The 22,379-nt window shown below is 33.8% G+C and carries 18 protein-coding genes and 2 pseudogenes; 17 read left to right on the forward strand and 3 right to left on the reverse strand.

The genetic code is table 11. From position 1 onward, the window contains the following. Nucleotides 1-69: 69 nt before the first annotated feature. Both IHE43_RS20795 and IHE43_RS20800 read left to right on the forward strand, forming a co-directional pair. Nucleotides 70-1,789 (forward strand): annotated as a pseudogene (locus IHE43_RS20795) (ATP-binding protein). A gap of 353 nt (nt 1,790-2,142) precedes the next feature. Next, nucleotides 2,143-2,904 (forward strand): phosphatase PAP2 family protein, encoded by a 762-nt coding sequence (locus tag IHE43_RS20800; RefSeq protein WP_192185679.1) that lies wholly within the window; start codon nt 2,143-2,145, stop codon nt 2,902-2,904. A 144-nt stretch (nt 2,905-3,048) separates the two neighbouring features. On the opposite strand, the gene IHE43_RS20805 is transcribed toward IHE43_RS20800, so the two are convergent. Then, complete coding sequence (locus IHE43_RS20805; protein ID WP_192185680.1) at nt 3,049-3,822, reverse strand: LexA family transcriptional regulator; 774 nt, start codon at nt 3,820-3,822, stop codon at nt 3,049-3,051. 84 nt (nt 3,823-3,906) lie between these two features. Between IHE43_RS20805 and dinB the strand changes: the two genes are divergently transcribed. The 6 genes and pseudogenes from dinB (at nt 3,907) to IHE43_RS20835 (ending at nt 11,685) form a co-directional block, all read left to right on the forward strand. Beyond that, complete coding sequence (gene dinB / locus IHE43_RS20810) at nt 3,907-5,088, forward strand: DNA polymerase IV (protein WP_192185681.1); 1,182 nt, start codon at nt 3,907-3,909, stop codon at nt 5,086-5,088. Nucleotides 5,089-5,091: 3 nt separating this feature from the next. Continuing rightward, nucleotides 5,092-8,140: pseudogene (locus IHE43_RS20815) on the forward strand (DNA polymerase III subunit alpha). A 65-nt stretch (nt 8,141-8,205) separates the two neighbouring features. Then, the gene (locus IHE43_RS20820; RefSeq protein ID WP_192188267.1) at nt 8,206-9,585 is read left to right on the forward strand and encodes an exonuclease domain-containing protein; all 1,380 of its coding nucleotides are present in this window, start codon (nt 8,206-8,208) and stop codon (nt 9,583-9,585) included. Nucleotides 9,586-9,655: 70 nt separating this feature from the next. Beyond that, nucleotides 9,656-10,432, forward strand: a complete 777-nt coding sequence (gene xth / locus IHE43_RS20825) for an exodeoxyribonuclease III (protein ID WP_192185682.1) — start codon at nt 9,656-9,658, stop codon at nt 10,430-10,432. An 8-nt stretch (nt 10,433-10,440) separates the two neighbouring features. Next, nucleotides 10,441-11,067, forward strand: coding sequence for an alpha-ketoglutarate-dependent dioxygenase AlkB (locus IHE43_RS20830; RefSeq protein WP_192185683.1), 627 nt, complete (start codon nt 10,441-10,443; stop codon nt 11,065-11,067). Nucleotides 11,068-11,223: 156 nt separating this feature from the next. Next, a complete protein-coding gene (locus tag IHE43_RS20835; RefSeq protein WP_192185684.1) occupies nt 11,224-11,685 on the forward strand; it encodes a DUF1810 domain-containing protein in 462 nt (153 codons plus the stop codon). Between the two features lie 313 nt (nt 11,686-11,998). Here IHE43_RS20835 and IHE43_RS20840 read toward each other — a convergent pair whose 3' ends face one another. Beyond that, nucleotides 11,999-13,417: an APC family permease gene (locus tag IHE43_RS20840; RefSeq protein ID WP_192185685.1), complete on the reverse strand. Its 1,419-nt coding sequence runs from the start codon at nt 13,415-13,417 to the stop codon at nt 11,999-12,001. Nucleotides 13,418-13,802: 385 nt separating this feature from the next. Here IHE43_RS20840 and IHE43_RS20845 point away from each other — a divergent pair, with 385 nt between their 5' ends. From IHE43_RS20845 to IHE43_RS20880, 8 genes are all read left to right on the forward strand, one after another. Then, complete coding sequence (locus IHE43_RS20845; RefSeq protein ID WP_192185686.1) at nt 13,803-14,462, forward strand: potassium channel family protein; 660 nt, start codon at nt 13,803-13,805, stop codon at nt 14,460-14,462. A gap of 14 nt (nt 14,463-14,476) precedes the next feature. Further along, nucleotides 14,477-14,893 carry a hypothetical protein gene (locus IHE43_RS20850; protein ID WP_192185687.1) on the forward strand — a complete coding sequence of 139 codons (417 nt, stop codon included), beginning with the start codon at nt 14,477-14,479 and terminating at the stop codon, nt 14,891-14,893. Nucleotides 14,894-15,051: 158 nt separating this feature from the next. Beyond that, nucleotides 15,052-15,486, forward strand: coding sequence for a hypothetical protein (locus IHE43_RS20855; protein ID WP_192185688.1), 435 nt, complete (start codon nt 15,052-15,054; stop codon nt 15,484-15,486). A 26-nt stretch (nt 15,487-15,512) separates the two neighbouring features. Next, a complete protein-coding gene (locus IHE43_RS20860; protein ID WP_192185689.1) occupies nt 15,513-15,932 on the forward strand; it encodes a hypothetical protein in 420 nt (139 codons plus the stop codon). 213 nt (nt 15,933-16,145) lie between these two features. Next, entirely contained in the window at nt 16,146-16,484 is a 339-nt protein-coding gene (locus IHE43_RS20865) for a hypothetical protein (protein WP_192185690.1), read from the forward strand. Between the two features lie 75 nt (nt 16,485-16,559). Then, complete coding sequence (locus IHE43_RS20870; RefSeq protein WP_192185691.1) at nt 16,560-17,084, forward strand: hypothetical protein; 525 nt, start codon at nt 16,560-16,562, stop codon at nt 17,082-17,084. A gap of 615 nt (nt 17,085-17,699) precedes the next feature. Further along, nucleotides 17,700-19,124, forward strand: a complete 1,425-nt coding sequence (locus tag IHE43_RS20875) for a HAMP domain-containing sensor histidine kinase (protein WP_192185692.1) — start codon at nt 17,700-17,702, stop codon at nt 19,122-19,124. Then, nucleotides 19,114-19,509, forward strand: coding sequence for a response regulator (locus IHE43_RS20880; protein ID WP_192185693.1), 396 nt, complete (start codon nt 19,114-19,116; stop codon nt 19,507-19,509). Before IHE43_RS20875 ends, IHE43_RS20880 begins: the two co-directional genes overlap by 11 nt. On the opposite strand, the gene IHE43_RS20885 is transcribed toward IHE43_RS20880, so the two are convergent. Then, the gene (locus IHE43_RS20885) at nt 19,506-20,645 is read right to left on the reverse strand and encodes a peptidoglycan endopeptidase (protein ID WP_192185694.1); all 1,140 of its coding nucleotides are present in this window, start codon (nt 20,643-20,645) and stop codon (nt 19,506-19,508) included. The genes IHE43_RS20880 and IHE43_RS20885 overlap by 4 nt on opposite strands. A 241-nt stretch (nt 20,646-20,886) precedes the next feature. Between IHE43_RS20885 and IHE43_RS20890 the strand changes: the two genes are divergently transcribed. Beyond that, nucleotides 20,887-22,284: a carboxypeptidase-like regulatory domain-containing protein gene (locus tag IHE43_RS20890; RefSeq protein WP_192185695.1), complete on the forward strand. Its 1,398-nt coding sequence runs from the start codon at nt 20,887-20,889 to the stop codon at nt 22,282-22,284. Nucleotides 22,285-22,379 lie beyond the last annotated feature (95 nt).

The following is a 22,379-nucleotide window of genomic DNA, read 5'->3' on the forward strand; positions in this document are numbered from 1 at the left end:
TAATTAAAGTAATTCTAATATTTTCTTATATCACTTATATAGTTCAAAAAAAATTAAATGTTTTATAAAATGAGAATTAAAACCAAATTGAATCTGGGTGTTGGATTGTTATTTTTGATGATCATTATACTTTCGCTGGTAAGCGGTTACTCTGTTTTTTTGATAAAAGCAGACACAGAGAATATTCTGAAAGCGAATTATAATACGCTGGAATATTCGCGAAATATGATTTTGTCTTTGGATGAAATTAAAGAAAGTCCAGACACTAAGATTCATATTTTTAAGGAATATCTGGAAAAACAGACGCAAAATGTTACCGAGCCCGGTGAAAAAGAAGCAACTGCTAAACTTGAAAATGATTTTTCGCTTTTAGAAAAAAACAGTGCAGATGAAACCATAAAAGCGCAAATCAGGCAAGATATTTTTGCCATTATGAAACTGAATCTGGACGCCATAAAACAGAAAAGCGATATTGCAAAACATACCGCAGAAAATGCCAATTTATGGATTGCCATTGTGGGAAGTTTGTGCTTTTTGATTGCTTTTAACTTATTGGTTAATTTACCGAATAACATTGCAAATCCGATTAAGGAAACTAACCCAAAGTATCAAAGAAATTGCGAATAAAAATTATTCGGAGCGTGTGCATTTTACCAGCCACAGCGAATATGGAGATTTGGCCAAATCGTTCAATACTATGGCACAGAAACTTCAGGAATACAATGACAGTAATTTATATAAGTTGTTCTTTGAGAAAAAGCGACTTGAAACGCTCATCAATAACATGAACGACCCTATTATTGGTTTGGATAATGAAGGTATTGTTTTATTTATGAATGATGAAGCTTTGAAAATTATCGGAATGAAATTGGAGGATGTTATTGGGAAATCGGCTTCTACTCTAGCCTTGTCAAATGATTTAATTCGTTCTTTGATTGTAAAAGAAGAGATCGATTCTCCTAAAAAACAACCGCTTAAAATTTATGCACACGGAAAGGAAAGTTATTTCGAAAAAGAAATTCTAAATATTACGATAATTCCAACAGGTGAAGAAAAAGAAATCAATATTGGTGATGTAATTATTCTACGAAATATTACCCTTTTTAAAGAACTTGATTTTGCCAAAACCAATTTTATTGCAACCGTTTCGCATGAATTAAAAACGCCAATTGCGTCTATAAAACTAAGCCTTCAATTACTTGAAAATGCCAAAACGGGCGATATGAATGACGACCAGAAACAATTGGTCGAAAGCATTAAAGATGATAGTCAGAGGTTACTAAAAATTACGGGAGAATTACTGAATTTATCACAATTGGAAACTGGAAATATTCAGCTGAATATCGAAAAAAGCAATCCACATGAAATTGTAAATTATGCTGTGGAAGCCGTAAAAGTTCAAGCAGATCAAAAGCAGATTAAATTGGTTATTGATGCTGATGAAAACCTCGAAGACGTAAAAGCGGACAGCGAAAAAACAGGCTGGGTTCTGATTAATTATTTGTCGAATGCAATCCGATATTCTTCTGAAAAAAGTACGATTGTCATCCAATTAAAAAAAGAAAACAATCAAATCGTATTTCAGGTTATCGACACCGGAAAAGGAATTGACACAAGATACAAAGACAAAGTTTTCGATAAATATTTCCAGGTTCCGGGAAGTCAAAAATCCGGAACTGGATTGGGTTTAGCGATTAGCAAGGAATTTATTGAAGCTCAAAACGGAAGTGTTGGCGTAGAAAGTAATTTGGGATTGGGAAGTACGTTTTGGTTTTCGTTGAAAGTTTAGATCTTAAAATTAAAGCTCCGGCGGAGCATAATATTTATAGCCAATTTATAGATTCTTTAGTAAAGCTCCAGCAGAGCGACATTCATCGCGATCAAATATGTCACCCGATGGGGTTTATTAAAATGTGATAATAATTTTCTATAAATATAACGTCCGCTGGGACTATTTTGTTAATTAGTTTGTATTGAGCTTGATTTTTTGAATTTGGTCTTTTCATATTTGAATATTTAGCCAATCTTAACTCAACTACTCCATTCAAACACAACTGATTAATATTCGCTTAAGGTTCAATTAATCTAAAAATAGTTAGTTAACACATTCGTTATCATTGCAACTTATAACGATAACGAAAGATGTTTTACAAAACGATTTCTCTGGTATTTCTATTCGGGTTCTTTTCTGCCAATGCACAACAAAATGATTCTATTGCTAAAATTGACAGCACTTCCAATTCTTTAAAATTCAACTACAAGCAATTAATTATTCCCGCTGTATTGATTGGTTACGGCATAATTGGTCTGGAAAGTGATCAGCTTTTGAGTTTCAATTCACAGATAAAAGCAGAAGTTACCGAAGATATTGATGAAAAAATCACTATTGATGATTTCTCGCAATATGCCCCCGCAGCCTCTGTTTATGCTTTGAATGCTTTTGGTGTAAAAGGCAAGAATAATATGAGAGATCGTTCAGTAATATTTGTGACTTCGTACGCAATTATGGCCACAACCGTTTTGGGTTTAAAATCGATCGTACATGAAGAACGACCTGATAGAAGTTCAAATAACTCTTTTCCTTCCGGACATACCGCTACAGCTTTTGCCGGAGCCGAGTTTTTATGGCAGGAATACAAAGACAAATCGATTTGGTACGGAATTGCCGGTTACGCCGTAGCAACCGGAACCGGGCTTTTCAGAATTTACAACAACCGTCATTGGCTAACCGATGTCGCTGCCGGAGCCGGAATCGGGATTTTAAGTACCAAAATCGCATATTGGATGAATCCGTATATTACCAAAAAAATATTCAAATCGTCTTCTGAAAATAAATCGACTTCTATGATAATGCCTTTTTATAATGGTCAGCAATATGGGTTGGGATTTGTGAAAGTATTTTGATCTTTTGCCACAGATTGAGAGGATTAAAAGGATTTTTTGAATGGTGTAGTTTGTTTGCCACGAATTACACAAATTTTTACAAATTTATTCAAAATGTGATCAATATAATTCGTGCAAATTTGTGTAATTCGTGGCAAAACCTTTTTACGTATTCGAAGTATTATTCTTAATCTCCATAACCTCTCTTTTTACTTCCAAAAGCAAATCTTTCATACTTTGCGATTCTGTCTGTTCATGACGTCTATCGCTTCGTCCGATATTGCATTCGTATTCCCAGATTTCTAAAATATCAGACGCTTTCACTTCATAATTCGGATAAAAACGATTGTCTGATTCTAAAACCAAAGCATTTTTTTTGTTTTTATTGAGACGTTTGTAAACCATTCCTTCATTTTTAGTAATCAGGATATAAGTTTTGCCGTCCATTACCTCGCCCAGCCTTTCTACATAACGTCCAATAATAATGGAACCGTCTTCGTGGGGCGGCATTGAATCGCCTTCTACAGGAAAACCTCTGTGCTTGCCTGGCCCTAAAAATGGAAGCGAAACCTGTTGTAAACTTTCGATATATTCCGGATCGGCATATCCGTTTAGGTAGCCTGCTTTTGCTTTTTGGCTTACAATTTCTATAAAATTTTCGCCGAATTTATCAACTTGTATGGGCAAAATAAGTCGGTTTCCTTCTAATTTTATTAAATTTTCTACATCTATTTTGCGTATATCGACAGACAGTATCAAGTCAATACTCATGTGAAAATATAAAGCAATCTGCTTTAAAATATCATACGGTGCTTCTGAAGTTCCGTCTTCGTATTTAACGTATCTACCTCGGGTAATCTTTAGGTTTTCAGCTAATTTCTCTTGTGATATTTTATGCTTAACCCTCAATGCTCTGATATTGTCTGAAAATAAGGACATAATTATTTTGTTATAATTTGGAACATCAAATATACAAAAAAATGTTATTATCTGTACTAATTTTGTTGTACAAAAACAAAGGAAATGGCAAGGGCGATTGTACACATGGATTTGGATACCTTTTTTGTATCCTGCGAAAGGCTAACTAATTCAGAATTAAGAGGCAAACCTCTAATTATTGGTGGTGGCGATCGCGGTGTTGTAGCCTCTTGTTCTTATGAAGCCCGACGCTTTGGAGTGCGCTCTGCGATGCCTATTCATATGGCGATGAAACTTTGTCCCGATGCCAAAGTAATGAAAGGCGATATGGAATTATATTCAAAATTATCGCATGATGTTACCCATGTTCTTCAGGAAAAAGCTCCTGTATTGGAGAAAGCCAGCATCGACGAATTCTATCTTGATATTACCGGAATGGATAAATTTCACGGAAGTTATAAATGGACGAATGAACTGGCACAATCTGTAATTAAAGAAACCGGATTACCGATTAGTTTTTCATTATCCATCAATAAAACCGTTTCTAAAATTGCTACGGGCGAAGGCAAACCAATAGGTAATTTACAAATTCCTGAAAACGATGTACAAGCATTTTTAAATCCGTTGTCGATTCAAAAAATTCCTATGGTTGGAGCTGTTACTTTTCAGCTTTTATCCCGAATTGGAGTCCGTAAAATTCAAACTTTATCTGAAATGCCTCCTGAAGTTTTACAGCAGATGATTGGCAAAAATGGATTGGATATTTGGAAAAAAGCCAACGGAATCGATAACACTCCCGTAGAACCTTACACCGAAAGAAAATCAATTTCTACTGAACATACTTTTTCTCAGGACACAATAGACATCGAAAAACTCAAAAGAATACTCATAGGAATGGTCGAAAAACTGGCTTTCCAACTTCGATCAGAACAATGGCTAACCTCAACTATTACGGTTAAAATACGCTACGCCAATTTTGATACCGAAACCAAACAATGCAAAATTGCATACACCTCAGCAGATCATATTCTGACCAAAAATGTAATGGAGCTTTTTGAAAAAGTGTACCAACGCCGAATGCGATTGCGTTTGATTGGTATTCGTTTTAGCGGATTGGTTCGCGGTACGTATCAAATTGATCTTTTTGAGGATACCGAAGAAATGCTTTCACTTTATGCCGCGATGGATAAAATGAAAAGCCGTTATGGTTTTGATGCCGTAATGCGTTGTGCCGGAGCTCATTTTAAACCGAATAATAAAGACGAAATCTTAAAACGCATCAAATAAATCATGTATCTCAACTGTCATTCCTATCATTCATTACGCTACGGCACAATTCCACTTAAGGAATTAGTTGACGATGCTGTTTTGTATGGCGTAAAAGCAATGGCACTGACAGATATTAATACCGTTACGGGAATTTATGATTTTATAAGAGAATGTGATAAAGTCGGAATCAAACCTTTAGTTGGAATGGAGTTTCGTTGCAATCATCAATTCCGATATATTGGTTTAGCTAAAAATGCAAACGGACTTGGTGAAATGAATCGGTTTTTAACGAAACACAATTTCAGTGGAGAACCTTTACCGTTAATTGCTCCCGAATTCAAATCGGTTTATGTTGTTTATACCTTAGAAAATGCTCCGAAAACGCTTCGTGAAAATGAATTTATCGGAATTCGGTCAGATGAAGTTTCAAAGCTTTTTACATCGGAGCATAAAAACAAAATGAATAAAATGGTTGTATTTCAACCGGTAACTTTTAAAACTAAAAAGGAATTTAATCTGCATAAAATTCTGCGTGCAATTGATACCAATATTATTCTTTCGAAGCTTACAGAAACCGATTATTGCAGAACTTCTGAAAAAATGTTGCCTTTAGAATCGCTTTTGCCTTTCTATGAAAATTACCCGGAAATTATCGTCAACACACAGAAAATAATTGATTCTTGCGATTTCCAATATGATTTTACAACTCCAAAAAATAAAAAGTTTTTTACTGAAAATCGTGAAAACGATATAAAAAAACTGACCGAATTAGCCTATGAAGGCTTGATTTGGCGTTATGGTGAGAATCACGAACTGGCAAAAAAGCGTGTCGAAAAAGAACTCAAAGTCATTGATGAATTAGAATTCAGCGGTTATTTTTTAATTACCTGGGATATTACCCGATACAGCACAAGTAAGGGATTTATGCACATTGGCCGAGGAAGCGGTGCCAACAGTATTATCGCTTATTGTCTGGGAATTACAGATATCTGTCCACTGGAATTAGATTTATATTTTGAGCGTTTTTTAAATTTAAATAGAAAGAGCCCACCCGATTTTGATATTGATTGGAGCTGGAAAGAACGCAATACGATTTTAGAATATATATTTGATAAATACGGTCGTGATCATGTTGCCTTTTGTGGAACTAATGTCGAATTTAAACACCGATCTATTTTTAGAGAAGTTGGAAAAGTGTTTGGCCTTCCGAAAGAAGAATTAGATATGCTCGCCAAAAATCCGAAACAGCTACACGAAACCAATTCTATTGTAAAACTGGTTCAGAAATATGGTGATATGATTGGAAAATATCCAAACCAACGTAGTATGCACGCTTGTGGAATTATTATTTCTGAAGAACCCATTACCAATTATACGCCTTTAGAAATGCCTCCAAAAGGTTTTCCAATTGTACTTTTTGATATGCATATCGCTGAAGAAATTGGTTTTGAGAAATTCGATATTCTGAGTCAGCGTGGGATTGGTCATATTGACGACAGCGTAAAACTGATCGAGAAAAACAGAGGAATTAAAGTGGACATTCGTAACACTTCCATTTCTAAAGATGAAGCCGTATGCAATGTTCATTTGGCGCAAGGCAAAACTATTGGCTGTTTTTATATCGAAAGTCCTGCCATGCGTGGTTTATTACGCCGATTGAATTGTGATAATTATAAAATTCTGGTTGCTGCATCTTCAATCATTCGTCCCGGCGTAGCACAATCCGGAATGATGAAAGAATATATTTTTAGACATAATAATCCGGATCAATTCGAGTATTTTCATGAAGCCTTCAAAGAACATCTTGGCGAAACGTATGGCATTATGGTCTATCAGGAAGATGTTATCAAAATTGCTCAGCATTACGGGGGAGTTCCTGCTGCAGATGGCGATATCCTGCGTCGCGCCATGTCGGGAAAAGGACGTTCCAAGGAAGCTTTACAAAAAGTAAAAGATAATTTCTTTGCGTCTTGTGCCAGAAAAGGACATCCTGAAGCACTGAGTCAGGAAATTTACCGCCAGATTGAATCGTTTGCCGGATTTTCATTCTGCAAAGCACACTCGGCTTCTTATGCTGTTGAAAGTTATCAGAGTTTGTATCTCAAAATTAATTATCCTGTTGAGTTTATAGTGGCGGTCATCAACAATCAGGGCGGATTTTACCGAACTGAAGTTTATGTCCATGAAGCACGCATGTCTGGTGGCACAATTCTTAATCCGTGTGTGAATAAAAGCGAATATCAAACTACGGTTTATGGAAATGATATTTATTTGGGCTTTATGCATTTGCAGGGTTTAGAATCGAAAATCGTTCAGTTAATTGAATCAGATCGGGAGAAAAACGGTGCTTTTCTTTCTTTGGAGGATTTCATCAATCGTATTCCGATTGGGATTGAAAGCATTAAAATTCTAATTTTTATTGATGCTTTTCGATTTACAGGAAAAACTAAAAATCAGCTTTTAGTGATTGCGAGTTTGCTTTTAAACAATTTCAAACCCGAAAACAAAAGTTTAATGCTCTTGCAGGAACCTGTTAAAGAATACAAACTTCCAACGTTGGAACGTTCTGTTTTTGAAGATGCTTTTGATGAAATTGAATTGTTGAGTTTTCCTGTTTCCTGTACTGTTTTTGATTTGCTTCAGATTAAATACCGTGGCGATATTATGGCTAAGGATTTAGTGGCGCATCATAAAAAAACAGGTTCGGATGCTCGCGTATTTAATCTCCAGAAAACAAGTTCCGACCAAAAAAGGCAACATGTATTTCGGAACCTGGATCGATCACGAAGGCACTTATTTTGATACCGCGCATTTTCCTGATTGTCTGGCGCAATATCCTTTTCAGGGCGGGGGCTGTTACTTGCTTTTAGGAAATGTCGAAGTCGATTATCATTTCCCTACAATTACTATTATCAAGATGGCTAAAATGCCTTTTATTCCGGATCCGCGGTATATGGATGCCAAGGATCAGTTTAAAACACAGCGTCAGATTAAAGAAGATGTGAGTCCAACGCATCGGGAACCGTATCCCCAGGGACATGAAATCAACTTACCAAATGACACCGAATGAAATTTCAAAAATAACCACCGATGATTTTACAAGAACAAAAAGAGGTTTTGCGTTATAGTAAAGAGATGAAAAAGCAGGAATATGCCATAGTAGATATCGAAACCACAGGTGGAAACGCCAGTGGCAGCCGCATTACAGAAATTGCCATAATCATACATGACGGCGAAAATGTAATCGACCGCTTCGAAACGCTTGTTAATCCGGAAAAGGAAATTCCTCTTTCTATTTTTGGATTAACGGGTATTAATAATGCAATGGTTGCGAATGCACCCATTTTCGATGCTATTTCAGAGAAAGTACTTGAAATGCTAACCGACCGTATTTTTGTTGCCCATAATGTCAACTTCGATTATTCATTTGTGCGTCATCAGCTCGAGCAGGCGGGATTCAAATGGACTGCAAGAAAATTGTGCACCGTACGCGCCGCAAGAAAAATTAAACCAGGGTTGTCCTCTTACAGCTTAGGAAAACTTTGCTATTCGCTGGACATACCTTTAGAGAACCAACATCGGGCTGGCGGAGATGCAGATGCTACCGCAATATTGTTTTCCCGATTACTCGAATGGGACGCTGAAGGCGAGATAGCAAAAATGGTCAAGATGACTTCACAAGATCAGCGTTTACCCCCTAATCTGCCTCCGGAAGATTTTAATAATTTACCCGAAAAACCAGGTGTATATTATTTTTATAATCAGCAAAAAAAGGTAGTGTATGTGGGAAAAGCAATCAACTTAAAAAAACGTGTAGCTTCTCATTTTAGCGGTCATAAAATCAATCCGCAAAGACAGCATTTTTTGAGGGATATTCACGGGATTTCCTTTGAAGTCTGTGCCACTGAATTAATGGCGCTTTTATTGGAATGTACCGAAATAAAACAGCTTTGGCCAACCTACAACAGAGCCTTAAAACGTTTTGAAGCAAAATTTGGCATTTATCAATATGAAGCAAGAAACGGATACAAATATCTGGCCGTTGGAAAACTAAGCAAATTTCAGACTTGTATCCATGAATTTAATAGTTTGTATAATGCTATAGATTTGCTGAGAAGTCTGGCGGAGCAATTTGAAATTGATCAGAGATTCTGCAAATATTCCCGACCTGAAGAAGGAGAATTTTTTCAAAATAATGAAGTCAAAAGTCTGCCGGATGTTTTGCTTCACAACGAGCAAGTCGACAATGCAATTGATTTTCTATTAAGCAACAGGCCTAGTTTTGCCATTATAGATAAAGGCAGGTCAAAAGAGGAACGCAGCTGTATTTGGATTGAAAACGGGCACTTTTATGGGATGGGTTATATTCCGTCAGATGTTGCGATTACTGATCCATCAGAAGTAAAAAACTTTGTTACACCTTACAAAAGCAATCAATACATGGTGCAATTAATTTTTGCTTACGCAGAAAAATATCCGGGTAAAGTATTCTTTAACAAGCAGTTTCTAAAATAAAAACACAAGCCACATCTCATTAAATGCTTAATAATCAGTAAATTTAAGAATAGAATTAATTAAATGTACCATGAAAATAGCAACATATAACGTAAACGGAGTCAACGGACGCTTAAATGTTTTATTACGCTGGCTTGAAGAAGCAGTTCCGGATATTGTCTGTCTACAGGAATTAAAAGCACCGCAGGATAATTTCCCGCTTAAAGCGATTAACGATGCAGGCTACAATGCTATTTGGCACGGACAAAAACAATGGAATGGCGTTGCTATTCTCGCACGTAATATGGAAATTGAAGAAGTAACCCGAATTCTTCCGGGAGATGATGAAGATATTCAAAGCCGTTATATTGAAGCTTTGATTAATGGAATTGTAATCACCTGTCTTTATCTCCCAAACGGAAATCCTGCTCCAGGACCTAAATTCGAATACAAATTAAAATGGTTTGATCGTCTGGCGCATCGTGCTGAAACCTTATTGAGTTTAAAAACTCCTGTAATACTTGTTGGAGATTATAATGTGATGCCAACGGAATTGGATGTTTATAAACCTGAAAAATGGGTAAAAGATGCTCTTTTCAGGCCAGAAGTACGAGAAGCTTTTAAAAATATCGTTTCGCAAGGATGGACAGATGCGATTAGAAAACTATATCCTGATGAGAAAATTTACACCTTTTGGGATTATTTTCGAAATGCTTATCAGCGAGATGCAGGGCTTAGAATTGATCATTTTTTACTCAGTCCGCAAATAGCAAAAGTATTACGCTCCGGCGGCGTCGACCGTCATGTGCGAGGCTGGGAAAAAACAAGTGATCATGCGCCAGTATGGATTGAAATTGACAAAAAATAAATGGAAAAATGACATTATTTAACGACACCGAATTATTTGCAACTGGTTTGGCAGGAAAAAAAGTATTTGATATTCCTGATTCTGAGTTGATTTTGATTGATAATTTCTTCACGAAAGAAGAGTCTGATCGTTTTTATGAAAGACTGCTTCGTAAAACCAAATGGAGAGAATATGAAATGGAAATTTACGATAAAATCTATACTGTTCCCAGAATGATTGCCTGGTACGAAGACAAGGATAATCCAGGAGCAGATCAAAATGGTCCCGACTGGAATTATGAATTACTCACCATTAGAGGTCGTATAGAAAAAGAAACACAGCTTGATTTTAATACTGTACTTCTTAACTTATACCGGGATGGAAATGATGGTGTGGGATGGCACAGCGACAAAGAACATAATACCGGACCAAACCCAATTATTGCTTCGGTGACTTTTGGAGAAACCAGAATGTTCAGGCTTCGTCATAAATTTAGCAAAGAGATTCCGCAAGTCGAAATTCCGCTGCATCATGGTTCATTTTTGTTAATGGCCGGAACAACAAATAGTTTTTGGCAACATCAGGTTCCGAAAACGGCGCGAGATGTTTTGCCAAGAATTAATTTAACTTTTAGGCAAACTCATCGTAGTTTATGATTTATAAAGGAATGAAAATGACATTATTTTACATTTCACAACCACGAGGAAAATTCTGTCGGAAAAAGTTAAATTACTCATTGCGTGAACCTTTTATTAGGCAGACCTTATCTTTTTTAGTACTTTTGCAACCCTTTTTTAATAATTAATACCATAATGGCTTACTCAAACAATGATTTATCGCGTTTCCTGGATGCGCAAAATAAACTCTATCTTACTGCTTTTTCTGAAATCAAAAAAGGAAAAAAAGAGACACACTGGATGTGGTTCATTTTTCCGCAGATTAAAGGATTAGGTAGTAGTGATACTGCAAATCTTTATGCGATTACCGATGTTAAAGAAGCTAACGAATTTTTAGAACATCCTATTTTAGGAAAACATCTGATCGAAATTTCTGAACTGTTTTTGACTTTTAAAAGAAAATCAGCTGATGGAATTTTAGGTGATTTAGATGCTCGTAAATTACGCTCTTCAATGACACTTTTTTCTTTGGTAGAAAACACTAATCCTGTATTTAAGGAAATATTAGATGCATTTTTCTCTGGAGAAACAGATCCTCTTACTTTGAATATTATTAATTCAACTATAAAATCATCTACTGAAACTGAAGTGTTATAATCAACAAAATGTTTCTGGATTATTTAAATCAAAAGACACTGTTAGAAATAAGCAGTGTCTTTTTTTTTGAAATGTGCTGAAGATTTAACCGCAAAGGGCGCTAGTTTTTTTGCCACGAAGACGCAAAGACACAAAGTTTATTTTTTCTTTGCGGCTTCGCGACTTTGCGAGATTATTTTCTCCCCCAGACGTGTAGACGGAGCAGATTTATACAAAAAAAGCGCCTCGTTATTAGCAAGGCGCTTTCTTTCTTTGTTTATTTTCACAGTTGATTTAATCTGAAACTTTCAAACTTGAAACCTGAAACAACTTTTTAATTCTCCTTTGGTTTAGTTAGGTAATAAACCGGGATTCCAGTTAGCATAATTAACACTCCCCAACCACAGGTTGAGAATTTAGTTAATAATAATGAGATACAAATTGCCGATGCAATAATGATGTATAACATTGGTAAAAACGGGTATCCAAAAGCTTTATAGGGTCTTTCTACATCTGGCATTTTTTTACGTAAGATGAAGATTCCGTAGATTGTCAGAATGTAAAAAATCAATACGATGATGATTACGAAGTCTAATAAATCACCATATTTTCCTGTCAGACACAAAGCCGAAGCCCAAATACATTGTGCCCAAAGTGCCCATGCAGGAACGCTAGATTCATTTAACACAGCTGCTTTTTTGAAGAACAAACCATCTTTAGCCATTGTATAATAAACTCTGGCACCTGCCATAATTAATCCGTTGTTGCAGGCGAAAGTCGAAATCATAATCATGATGGCTATGATCAGTGTTCCAATGTTTCCAAAAATATATTGTGAAGCTACCACGGCTACCCTATCAGATTTTGCTGTTGCAATTTCGTCAAGTGGAATTACCGCCAAATACATCAAATTGGTTAAAACATAAATTATCGTCACGATAAAAGTTCCTAAAAACAAACTGAAACCAACATTACGTTTTGGATTTTTAATTTCACCAGCAATAAAAGTCACACCGTTCCAGGCGTCACTTGAAAATAAAGACCCCACCATCGCGGCCGAAATTCCTGTAATTAAAGCTGTTCCACTAATTGGAAGCCATGAACCACTTTCAGCATTATACGAACGTGTTGTCCACGCATCTGTCCAATTGGCATCCCAAACTGAAGCTTTTGCAGCAAGTGTTAATCCAAAAACGATTAAACCCAGTAATGATAGAATCTTTATAATAGTCAAAACGGTTTGCAGAATTTTTCCGTTTTTTACGCCACGGCTATTAATGTAAGTCAATAAAATAATAGTAAAAATGGAAACTAATTGTGCTGCATTGAGTTTGAAAGAACCCAATTCAAATAATATGTTTTCGTCGCTTAAGGGTTCATATATATAAGCTGCAAACTTTGAGAAAGCTACTCCAACGGCGGCAATTGTTCCGGTTTGAATAACGGCAAAAAAACTCCATCCATACAAAAAGGCAATTAGCTTATTGTAAGCTTCTTTAAGGTAAACGTATTGTCCGCCAGCTTTTGGAAACATGGCACTCAGCTCACCATAACTTACGGCAGCAATAATAGTAATTAGTCCGGAGATAAGCCAAATTAGCGTCAGCCACCCCGCAGATCCTACTTGTCTGGCAATATCGGCACTTACAATAAATATCCCGGAGCCTATCATAGACCCCACGACAAGCATGGTTCCGTCTAGTAATCCGAGTTCTCTTTTAAAATGTTCCTGGTCTTGTTCGTTTTCTTGCATTTTTTTTGGTTTTGGGTTGGTTAAAGATATACTTTTTTTGGAAATCTCGTAATTTCAAATTCCAAATTTTGAAAATTCCAAATTCCAATTAAAGACAAGAGCCTTTAATATAATAATTTGGGCATGTCCCGCCGAAAAAGGCGGGTCGGGCTTTCGGCTATATCTTTTACTTTGCTTCGCTGGTAAAAGGATACCGCCTCTATCCCTCATGCTAATCTCGGTTTCATTAGATTTTATAATATTGATTCAGTTTTACGGTTTACCATAAATTTATCACCAATTAGATCTTTACATTTGAGCCAGAAAGAAATAAAATTTTTCTAGAACTGTATTTTAGAAAAAATAAAACACCAAAAATTCTAACTCAAAATTTCCATAATTTAAAATGACAAATTACCAAGAATCTATTCCCAGTAAACTTAGTTTATTAAATCTATTAGTTTTAATCCTATCAATTTATGTACTTGCTGCATTAGTAATTGATTCTGTTTATATTCTTCCAACAGAAACTTCCAATCTTCTTAGCTATATTGATAAAGTTATTTGTTTATTCTTTTTTATTGAGTTTTGCATTCGTCTTAAAGATGCGGAAAACAAATTAAAATTTATGCATTGGGGATGGATTGACTTAATTTCTTGTATCCCCATGATTAATGCTCTGCGAGCTGGGCGTTTATTAAGACTTATTAGATTAATAAGAATCGTTAGAGCCTTTAAAACAACTAAAAATATTGTTGACCATGTTTTCGCAAACAAAGCAAAAGGCGCGTTCACTTCAATTTCAATAATAGCAATTTTACTAATAATTTTCTCGGCAATTGGAATTCTTCAAGTTGAAAACGCCCCAAATAGCAACATAAAAACTGCTGAAGATGCAATTTGGTGGGCTTATGTAACAATCACTACTGTCGGTTATGGAGATAAATTCCCAGTCACTACTGAGGGAAGAATTATCGCTGCTGTTCTAATGACTGCCGGCGTTGGATTATTTGGGACATTTACAGCCTACATTGCTTCTTGGTTTGTAGCAGAAAATAAAAACTAACTTAAATATTACTTATGAAAAAAAAATTACTCATTCTATTATTACTTGTATTCAATTCTTGTGTTACAAACTACTATTATGTTACCATTGACCAAGACACTACAATTTATTCATCTAGAAATGGAAAAGAATCAATAGTATCAATACCAAAAGGATCTAGCGTCTATATTACTAGAAGCGATAAAACATACAGTAAAATAAAATGGAAAAATTATAAAGGATGGGTAATTAACCCTGTATACAGTAATACAAATACATTAAGCAACAGTCCAAATACAAACGTTAATACCAATTACAATTTATCTCCTAGCAAATCTCATAGTTCTTCAACTAAATCTTATAATGGTGGTCCCGTTTATGTAAAAGGTTATACTAGAAAAAATGGAACATATGTTCAACCACACACAAGGAGTGCTCCAAAACGAAGATAATATTTCATATAAAGTTACAGTTCTAAAAAACTTTTAGATTTATATATTTAAGATGATCGTAAAAAATGTTTCTTCACTTCAACTAAATTATTTTCAGAACATTAAACACCAAACGCAACCAATTCAAAATTCTTTCATCTTATAATAAACCAAAAATTATGAGAAAATTTATTACACTATTACTTGTTGCAATTAGTCTTACTTCTTGTAGTGCTGATGAGGACGATAAGGTTAGAAATTCAGAATTTGTTGGGAAATGGAATTGGACTGGAACCCATGGAGGTTTTAATTTCAATAGTCATGCAACACCTGAATCAACAGGAACTACTCTTCAATTGAATTTAATGAAAAATTACACTTTCTCTATACTTAAAGATGGGAAAGAAATCGGAACGGGAAAATATAAGCTTACTATGATAAAATCTATTTATACCGGAGAAATGGAAAAATACATAACATTTGATATGACCAATATCCCAGAAGGCAGCTATTTTGTAACAATAGGTATCATTACAATTTATGAAGAAAATAAACTTTCGATTAGTGATAATAATTACGATGGAGTTGGTAGCGGATTCGAAAGAATAGAATAAAAACTAACAGACTAAAAAAAGCAAATATGAAAAAGATAATACTTTTACTAGCCATTTTAATATCTCAAATAAGCTGCAATAATGACAAAGAAACTAAACCCAAAGATACTGGAATACTGGGGACTTGGAAATTAGCGGAAAGTTTTGTGGGTGAAGGAGCGTCAGCAACAAAATGGGCTTCTGTTACAAATGGCTATACTCATACGTTTAAAAGCGACGGAACTTTTACTTCAACTCAATTTACAGAATGCACAAAAGGGATTTATAAACTGGAAAACACAACTTTAACCATGATTTATGGATGTCCCGGCTTTACCACTACTAAAGAAAAACCTACTGGAACTTTCATTGAAAATTATAAAATAGAAAATGGAAAGATGCATTTGTCACCTATTAATTTATTATGCTTTGAAGGTTGTGAATTTAAATTTATAAAAATAAAGTAAGCAAGATTTACTTCAAAATAAATAGCAATAAGCTGCAAACTTAAAATATGCAGCTTTTTTTACGCCTAAAAACCAATTCAACTCAAAGAATAATCCAACTTCAAAAATAAAATTTTAACAGTTTACGTCTTCCCGTAACATTATACAATTTCAACTATTTATATTTGAAAATCAAACTATAAAAATTTAACCAACCAAAAACCAACCACCATTATGGAAACCACCACTGTAGAATCGCCAGATGTTGCAAATTATCATTACAAGTACGCAGCAAATTTACTTTTAAATGAAAACAAATCGGCTTATGAAACTAAAGCCCGACTTGTCGAACAAGGATTAAGTAACGATATTGCCGGATTGATAGTAGAGAACGTAGAAATTGAAATACAAGAAGCAAAACATGAAAAAGCCAGAAAAGATATGGTTTATGGCGCATTGTGGTTTTGTGGCGGTACAATTTTAACTCTTGCTGACATTGGCTTTATTTTTTGGGGAGCTATTTTGTTTGGTGGAATTCAGTTTTTTAAAGGACTTATCAATGTTAATTCATAAAATTTAAAAACGCTCAGTCAAAATAAGCCGAAATAGACTTTAAAAGTAGTAGGCAATCCATTTAATTTAGCAAATATGATAGTTTGGTCAGGAAGGGGATTTCTCTCGCTTCTAATTTTATTTATCGCCATTTTTTTATTCATCCCTATTTTACCAGAAACCTATATAACCCAAAGTTTTGTTATTCCGCTTTATATTGCTGCAATTTTTAGCTATATTTTTGGAATTAAATGGAATAAAACTTTGAGAGTTTTTATTGATAAAGAGACTGGTAAAGAAATAAATTTCAAAAGTAATCATGGCTTGTTTTGGATTAATATGGAATATTGGGGAATTATATTTCCTTTATTTGCTCTTGTTATGTTAGCTCAAACTTTAGACAAACAAGGAACGGAACTTTACCTGAATATCTTTTTGATTCTTATAGGAATTGCGTGTTTAGTTTATTTTAGCATTACTCTTTTTAAAATTAAAAATTCGACAATTTCGAATTCTCAATTTCAAAAAACTGATGCTGAGACCAAATTAAGTTTTATAAAAGAAGAAATTGTAACAAATAAATTTGACAACGAAGATCCCAGCCAATATTTGCCAAAATAATTAAGAAAGCATAGCTAGAGAACGTTACTATTTATTTTATTATCTCAACAACTAAAAAAATTAAAACCCAAAATTTTTGAAAAGCTGGTTCAGCTCGGTATGATTGCATTATGTCTTGTATTCTTAAACTAAGTCTACTTTAGTTTCAAAATAATTTAAGCTTCAATTTCACATTTCAAAGAAGATCGTTCTGTATTTTTATAAACAGAACGATCTTCTTTGCTTTAACATTATCAATTTTCACTTGTTCAATAGTTAAACAAAACAGAGCGTTTTTTAGTATTTATTTTCTTCATATTACTTTTAACTAAGGGTCATGATTATCTTATTTTTTATACATCCAATAAAAAATACAACAATAAGTGTCTTATTTACAATTACTTGAAAAGTATAAAATTTCAAACTTAAAAGAAAATTCGCACTATTTAGTCAAAATCAATTCTTTTTTATTAAATTTGAAAGAGATGATAAAAGCTATAAAACGCATATATTTCATTAACAATTGTTTATTTTTTTTCAAATAATCATTCCCCATCGATTATTACAACATAAATAATTTGTCAGATCTTCATCAGAATCCAGTAAGCTAAATTACTAACCAATAAATACGAAACTATGCCTAAGTTCCATTTTTTTAAGAAATTACGCTTCGCGAATGTTTTCATTCTTTTATTGATAGTATTTGCGTCCTGTGCTCTATTAATATGCATCAATTTTTTCACGATCAAAACCTTATCTGCAAACAGAGCTTACATAAATGGTGAATCGCATTATTCTAAAGGTCAAAAAGACGCTTCAAGACATCTGATAACTTATCTCTATACCAAAGACCCAAATCAGTGGAAATTATATTTAGAAGAATTAAAAGTTCCGCAGGGAGATGGAATCGCAAGAATAACACTTTTAAAAGCAGGAGACAATGAAGTAGCCAGAAAGGCATTGCTTGTTGGACGAAATCACGAAGAGGATTTAGATGATCTTATTTGGCTTTTTGAAAATTTTAAAGAAGTTCCCTTTTTAGCAAAAGCCATTCATGAATGGGAACAAGGTGACAAATTAATTTTTCAATTGTTTATTATCGGACAACAAATTAATGCCAAAATCAAAAAGGATATATTGACACCTGATAATCGCGAACAATTCTTAAAAGACATAAGTGCAATTAGCGATAAACTGACTATTAATGAACGTAATTTTTCGAATACATTAGGCGAAGGAACACGCAAAATAAAAAGCTTACTTATAATAACGAATATCTTTTTCACCCTGGTCATTGTTTGTAGTGTTTGCTTGTATTATTCCATAATGGTAAAACGCCTTATTGTTTCTAAAAAAGAAATCGAGGCTAAAAATGAAAATTTAACACTTGTTAATCATGAACTTGATCGCTTTGTTTATAGTGCATCGCATGATTTACGATCTCCTATTACTTCATTAAAAGGACTTATAGAAATAACACAACTGGAAGATGATCCAAATCAGATCAAAAGGTATCTGAATTTAATGCATCAAAGCCTCGCTAAACAAGATCGCTTTATTAACGACATTATAGATTATTCTAAAAATAAACGGAAAGAAGTAGTTATGGAAGCTGTAAGCCTACAGGAATTATTTGACGAGGCTATTTCACAGCTTATGCATATTGAAAATGCAAACCAAATTACATTCACCAAAGAATTATTAGTAGATAAAATCCAGAGTGATAACTTACGATTAAAAATTATCATTTCTAATTTAATCTCAAATGCTATAAAATATGCTGACAGTAATAAACAAGAAATGCAGATTTCAATTAAAACTTATTTCATAGATGGTTTTAATAAAATTGAAGTGGCTGATAACGGAATTGGCATCCGTGACGAATACAAAGACAATATCTTTCAAATGTATTTTGGAACAAACAAAAACAAAGGATCAGGATTAGGCCTTTATATAGTCAAAGAGGCAGTAGAAAACATTAAAGGGAACATCTCAGTAAGCTCACAAAGTAATATTGGAAGTAAATTCATAGTAACAATCCCATACGCGTATGCCAGTTAAAAATGTATACCTATTAATTGAAGATAATCTTATCGACCAGCTTGTCATCAAACAATTACTTAAAAAAGTACTTTACATAGACGAAGTACATATAACCAATAATGGCAAAGAAGGCATTGAGTGGCTTCAGGCTAATGGCAAACTTTACCCATCAATTATTATTATTCTCGATGTACAAATGCCTGTTATGAATGGTTTTGAATTTTTGAATGCTTACGCCAAACTAGATAGCGAACTAAAGAAAGGCAATCAAATCTATGTACTTTCCTCGACGTTAGATTGTGATGAAATTAAAGAAATTAGCGAAAGTATCTATGTTACCGATTTTCTGGGCAAACCTTTCCCTATTGAAGAATTTAGAAATAAAATTTATTTGAATGCCTAAATCTTTTCTAAAACGCGGTTTACTTGTGAAAAAGCTCTTTCATAGTATGGCTCTTTAGTTGAGGAAATCATAACACCACCATGAGTTGAAGAGTGAACAAATTTAATTTCTCCATCTACCGCTTCAATCACCATTCCAACGTGATTAATTTGTCGTCTTCCGTTTGTTCTAAAAAAGATTAGATCACCTTTTTGCGCCTCATCTGAATTAATTTTCACACCAATTCGCGATTGTTCGATAGAACTTCTTGGCAGTTTAATATCAAAATTACTAAAAGTACAAATCATTAAACCAGAGCAATCAAAACCAGCTTTTGTAGTTCCGCCAGACCGATATCTGACCCCAATATTTTCGGTAGCATTCATTACGAGCTGAGTAATTAAATCTGAATGATTACTAACCCTTATGATTGTTGACGAATCTTTTTTGATTTCCGAATTCTCGGCGATCTGAACATTTTGATTAGGGATTGACAAAGAATCTTTTACTGCAGTATTTATTGGTTGCAATGCCTGAGCAGCATCTGCCTTTTCTTTTGAAGTACGAATCTTTAAAACATATCCAACGGGTAATTTCCCTTTAATAAATGGATTTTGTTTCTCTAATTCGAGAACCGTTAATCCGTATCTTTTTGCAATGGCATATTTTGTTTCTTTGGGCTGAACCTCAACTACAACTTCAACATCGGTTACAATCTTAAGATCGTCAATTGGTTTTTCTGAGACTGCTACTGAATTAGAAGGAATGTTAATTTGTTGTCCAATTTTCAATCCTTCTGTTTCTAATGATGGATTTGTCTTTTTTAAATCGTCAACTGAGACATTGTATTTTTTTGATATTCCCCAAAGTGTTTCTTTGGCCTGAACTTCATGTAAACCCGGAGTCGTATTTGTAACAGTTTCTTGAAGTTTAATTTCAGAAGTTTGGTTGTTATTCGGTATTAATAAAATTGAATTTAATTTTAAAATTTTAGGAGCATTTGGATTTGCTTCTGAAATATCTTTGGCTTTAACTCCATACTTCTTAGCAATTACAGTTAGATTTTCTCCTTTTGAGATTTTATGTTTGGTATATTTTTCCTGAGAAAAAGCACCAACACTAAAAAAAAACAATACTATTATTAATCTAAAAACCATTTTATTCTATTTTGCATTCGTTATCTCAAGCTTGTCTTGTTATTTCAAACTTAAAAAACGAATTATATTTGGGGTAGGCGAATTTAACTTTTTAAAGTAAAAAAAGCACATTTTTTAACAACAAATTTTGTTGAAATTAACAAACACGGCATAAAAATTGGTTCAACATTTTTCAAAATATCATTTTTTATACGAAAAGTTGTATTTTTAAATCTCGTAAACAACCTTAATCTAACATATTGTGAAAAAATTACTTCTATTACTTTTTTTTCTTCCCTTACTGTCGTTTGCACAAAACATTAAAGGCGAAGTCATTTCTGAAAAAACCAACCTCCCAATAGACGATGTTAATATAGCGGCAATCAATTTTAACACATTTACATTAACAAATGAAAACGGGGAGTTTACCTTAAAATTGCCTTCAAATTTTAAAGAAAAAGATACTATTGAATTTTCTCATATTGGGCTTACAACTTTAAAAATTAGCTTAGAAGATTTAAAGAAAACAAATTATAAAGTTTCACTTCAAGAAGAAATCGAAAATTTATCAGAGTTAACAATTACAGCTAATTCTTGGTTAAAACTAAAATCAAAACTTGCTTTTACTAAATTATCTCCTTTAAAACATCCAATTTCCTCTTTTGGATCCTGTATTAATGATGGTAAAATTTATATTGTAGGAGGCAGTGACAGCTATGAATCGAATGCTTTAGAAGCCTTAAAAGCAAAAAATATAAACTCAGAAGACCCCAGATTTGTACAAAAATACCTGGACGAGATTGCATCTCAATCTTCATATTCTTCAATTTCATACCAAGGCTCTTTTTTAATTTATGATATTAAAAAAGATTCATGGGAAACTTCTGAAGCGAAATTCAAAAGAAGAGCTTTTAACAACCTTAATTATTACGACAATAAACTTTATGTTCTAGGCGGCAAAAGAGTTTCTAAAACTGGAAAGTATCAGTATTTGGAAAACGAAATTGAAGTATTTGATCTGAATAAACAAAGTATTACAATTGACAAAACTTACCCCCACCAAGCTTCGAATGCAGCTTCTTTTACTCATAAAAATAATATTATTGTTCTGGGAGGTTCTATAAAATCAACAGAAAAAGGGGAAAAAGAATTTACAAATAAAGTGCATTTTTATAATATAACATCTGGTTATTGGTATGAACTGACAAACATGCCAATTGCAATGGAAACTTCAGGAACGATAGTCGACAATAAAATTTATTTAATTGGAGGAAACAATGGTAAGCTTCTGACAGCTATTGAAAGTTTAGATTTAACAACTGAAAAATGGCAAACTGAGGGAGAATTGTTTTCCGGTTTTGACCATCCAGCTGTAACGTCCAATAATGATATCATCTATTTCTTTGAAAACAGAAAAATATGTGTTTACGACACTAAATCAAAACAGCTCAAAGAATATTTAGTCGAACTAGATGTAAAATCTTCAGCTATGTATTATTTTGACAATAAATTATATATTGCAGGAGGAACTACTTTTATAAATTACGCCACAGTTCCTTCAGCGAATATCTACAGCATTGATATTGATGAATTTGAGACCACAAAACCAAATCGAATAAAAGTTTTATCACAAGGATTAAATTTAGCTAAAAATAATTAAATCATTCTACCAAAAAGTTAATCTACTTAAACTCCTATATTTTAAAATTGAAAATTCCATCAATAATTTGCATCGCATTAGATTTTGATATTAGA

Origin of the sequence: Flavobacterium sp. MDT1-60, assembly GCF_014844035.1 — a bacterium.
Classification (GTDB): domain Bacteria; phylum Bacteroidota; class Bacteroidia; order Flavobacteriales; family Flavobacteriaceae; genus Flavobacterium.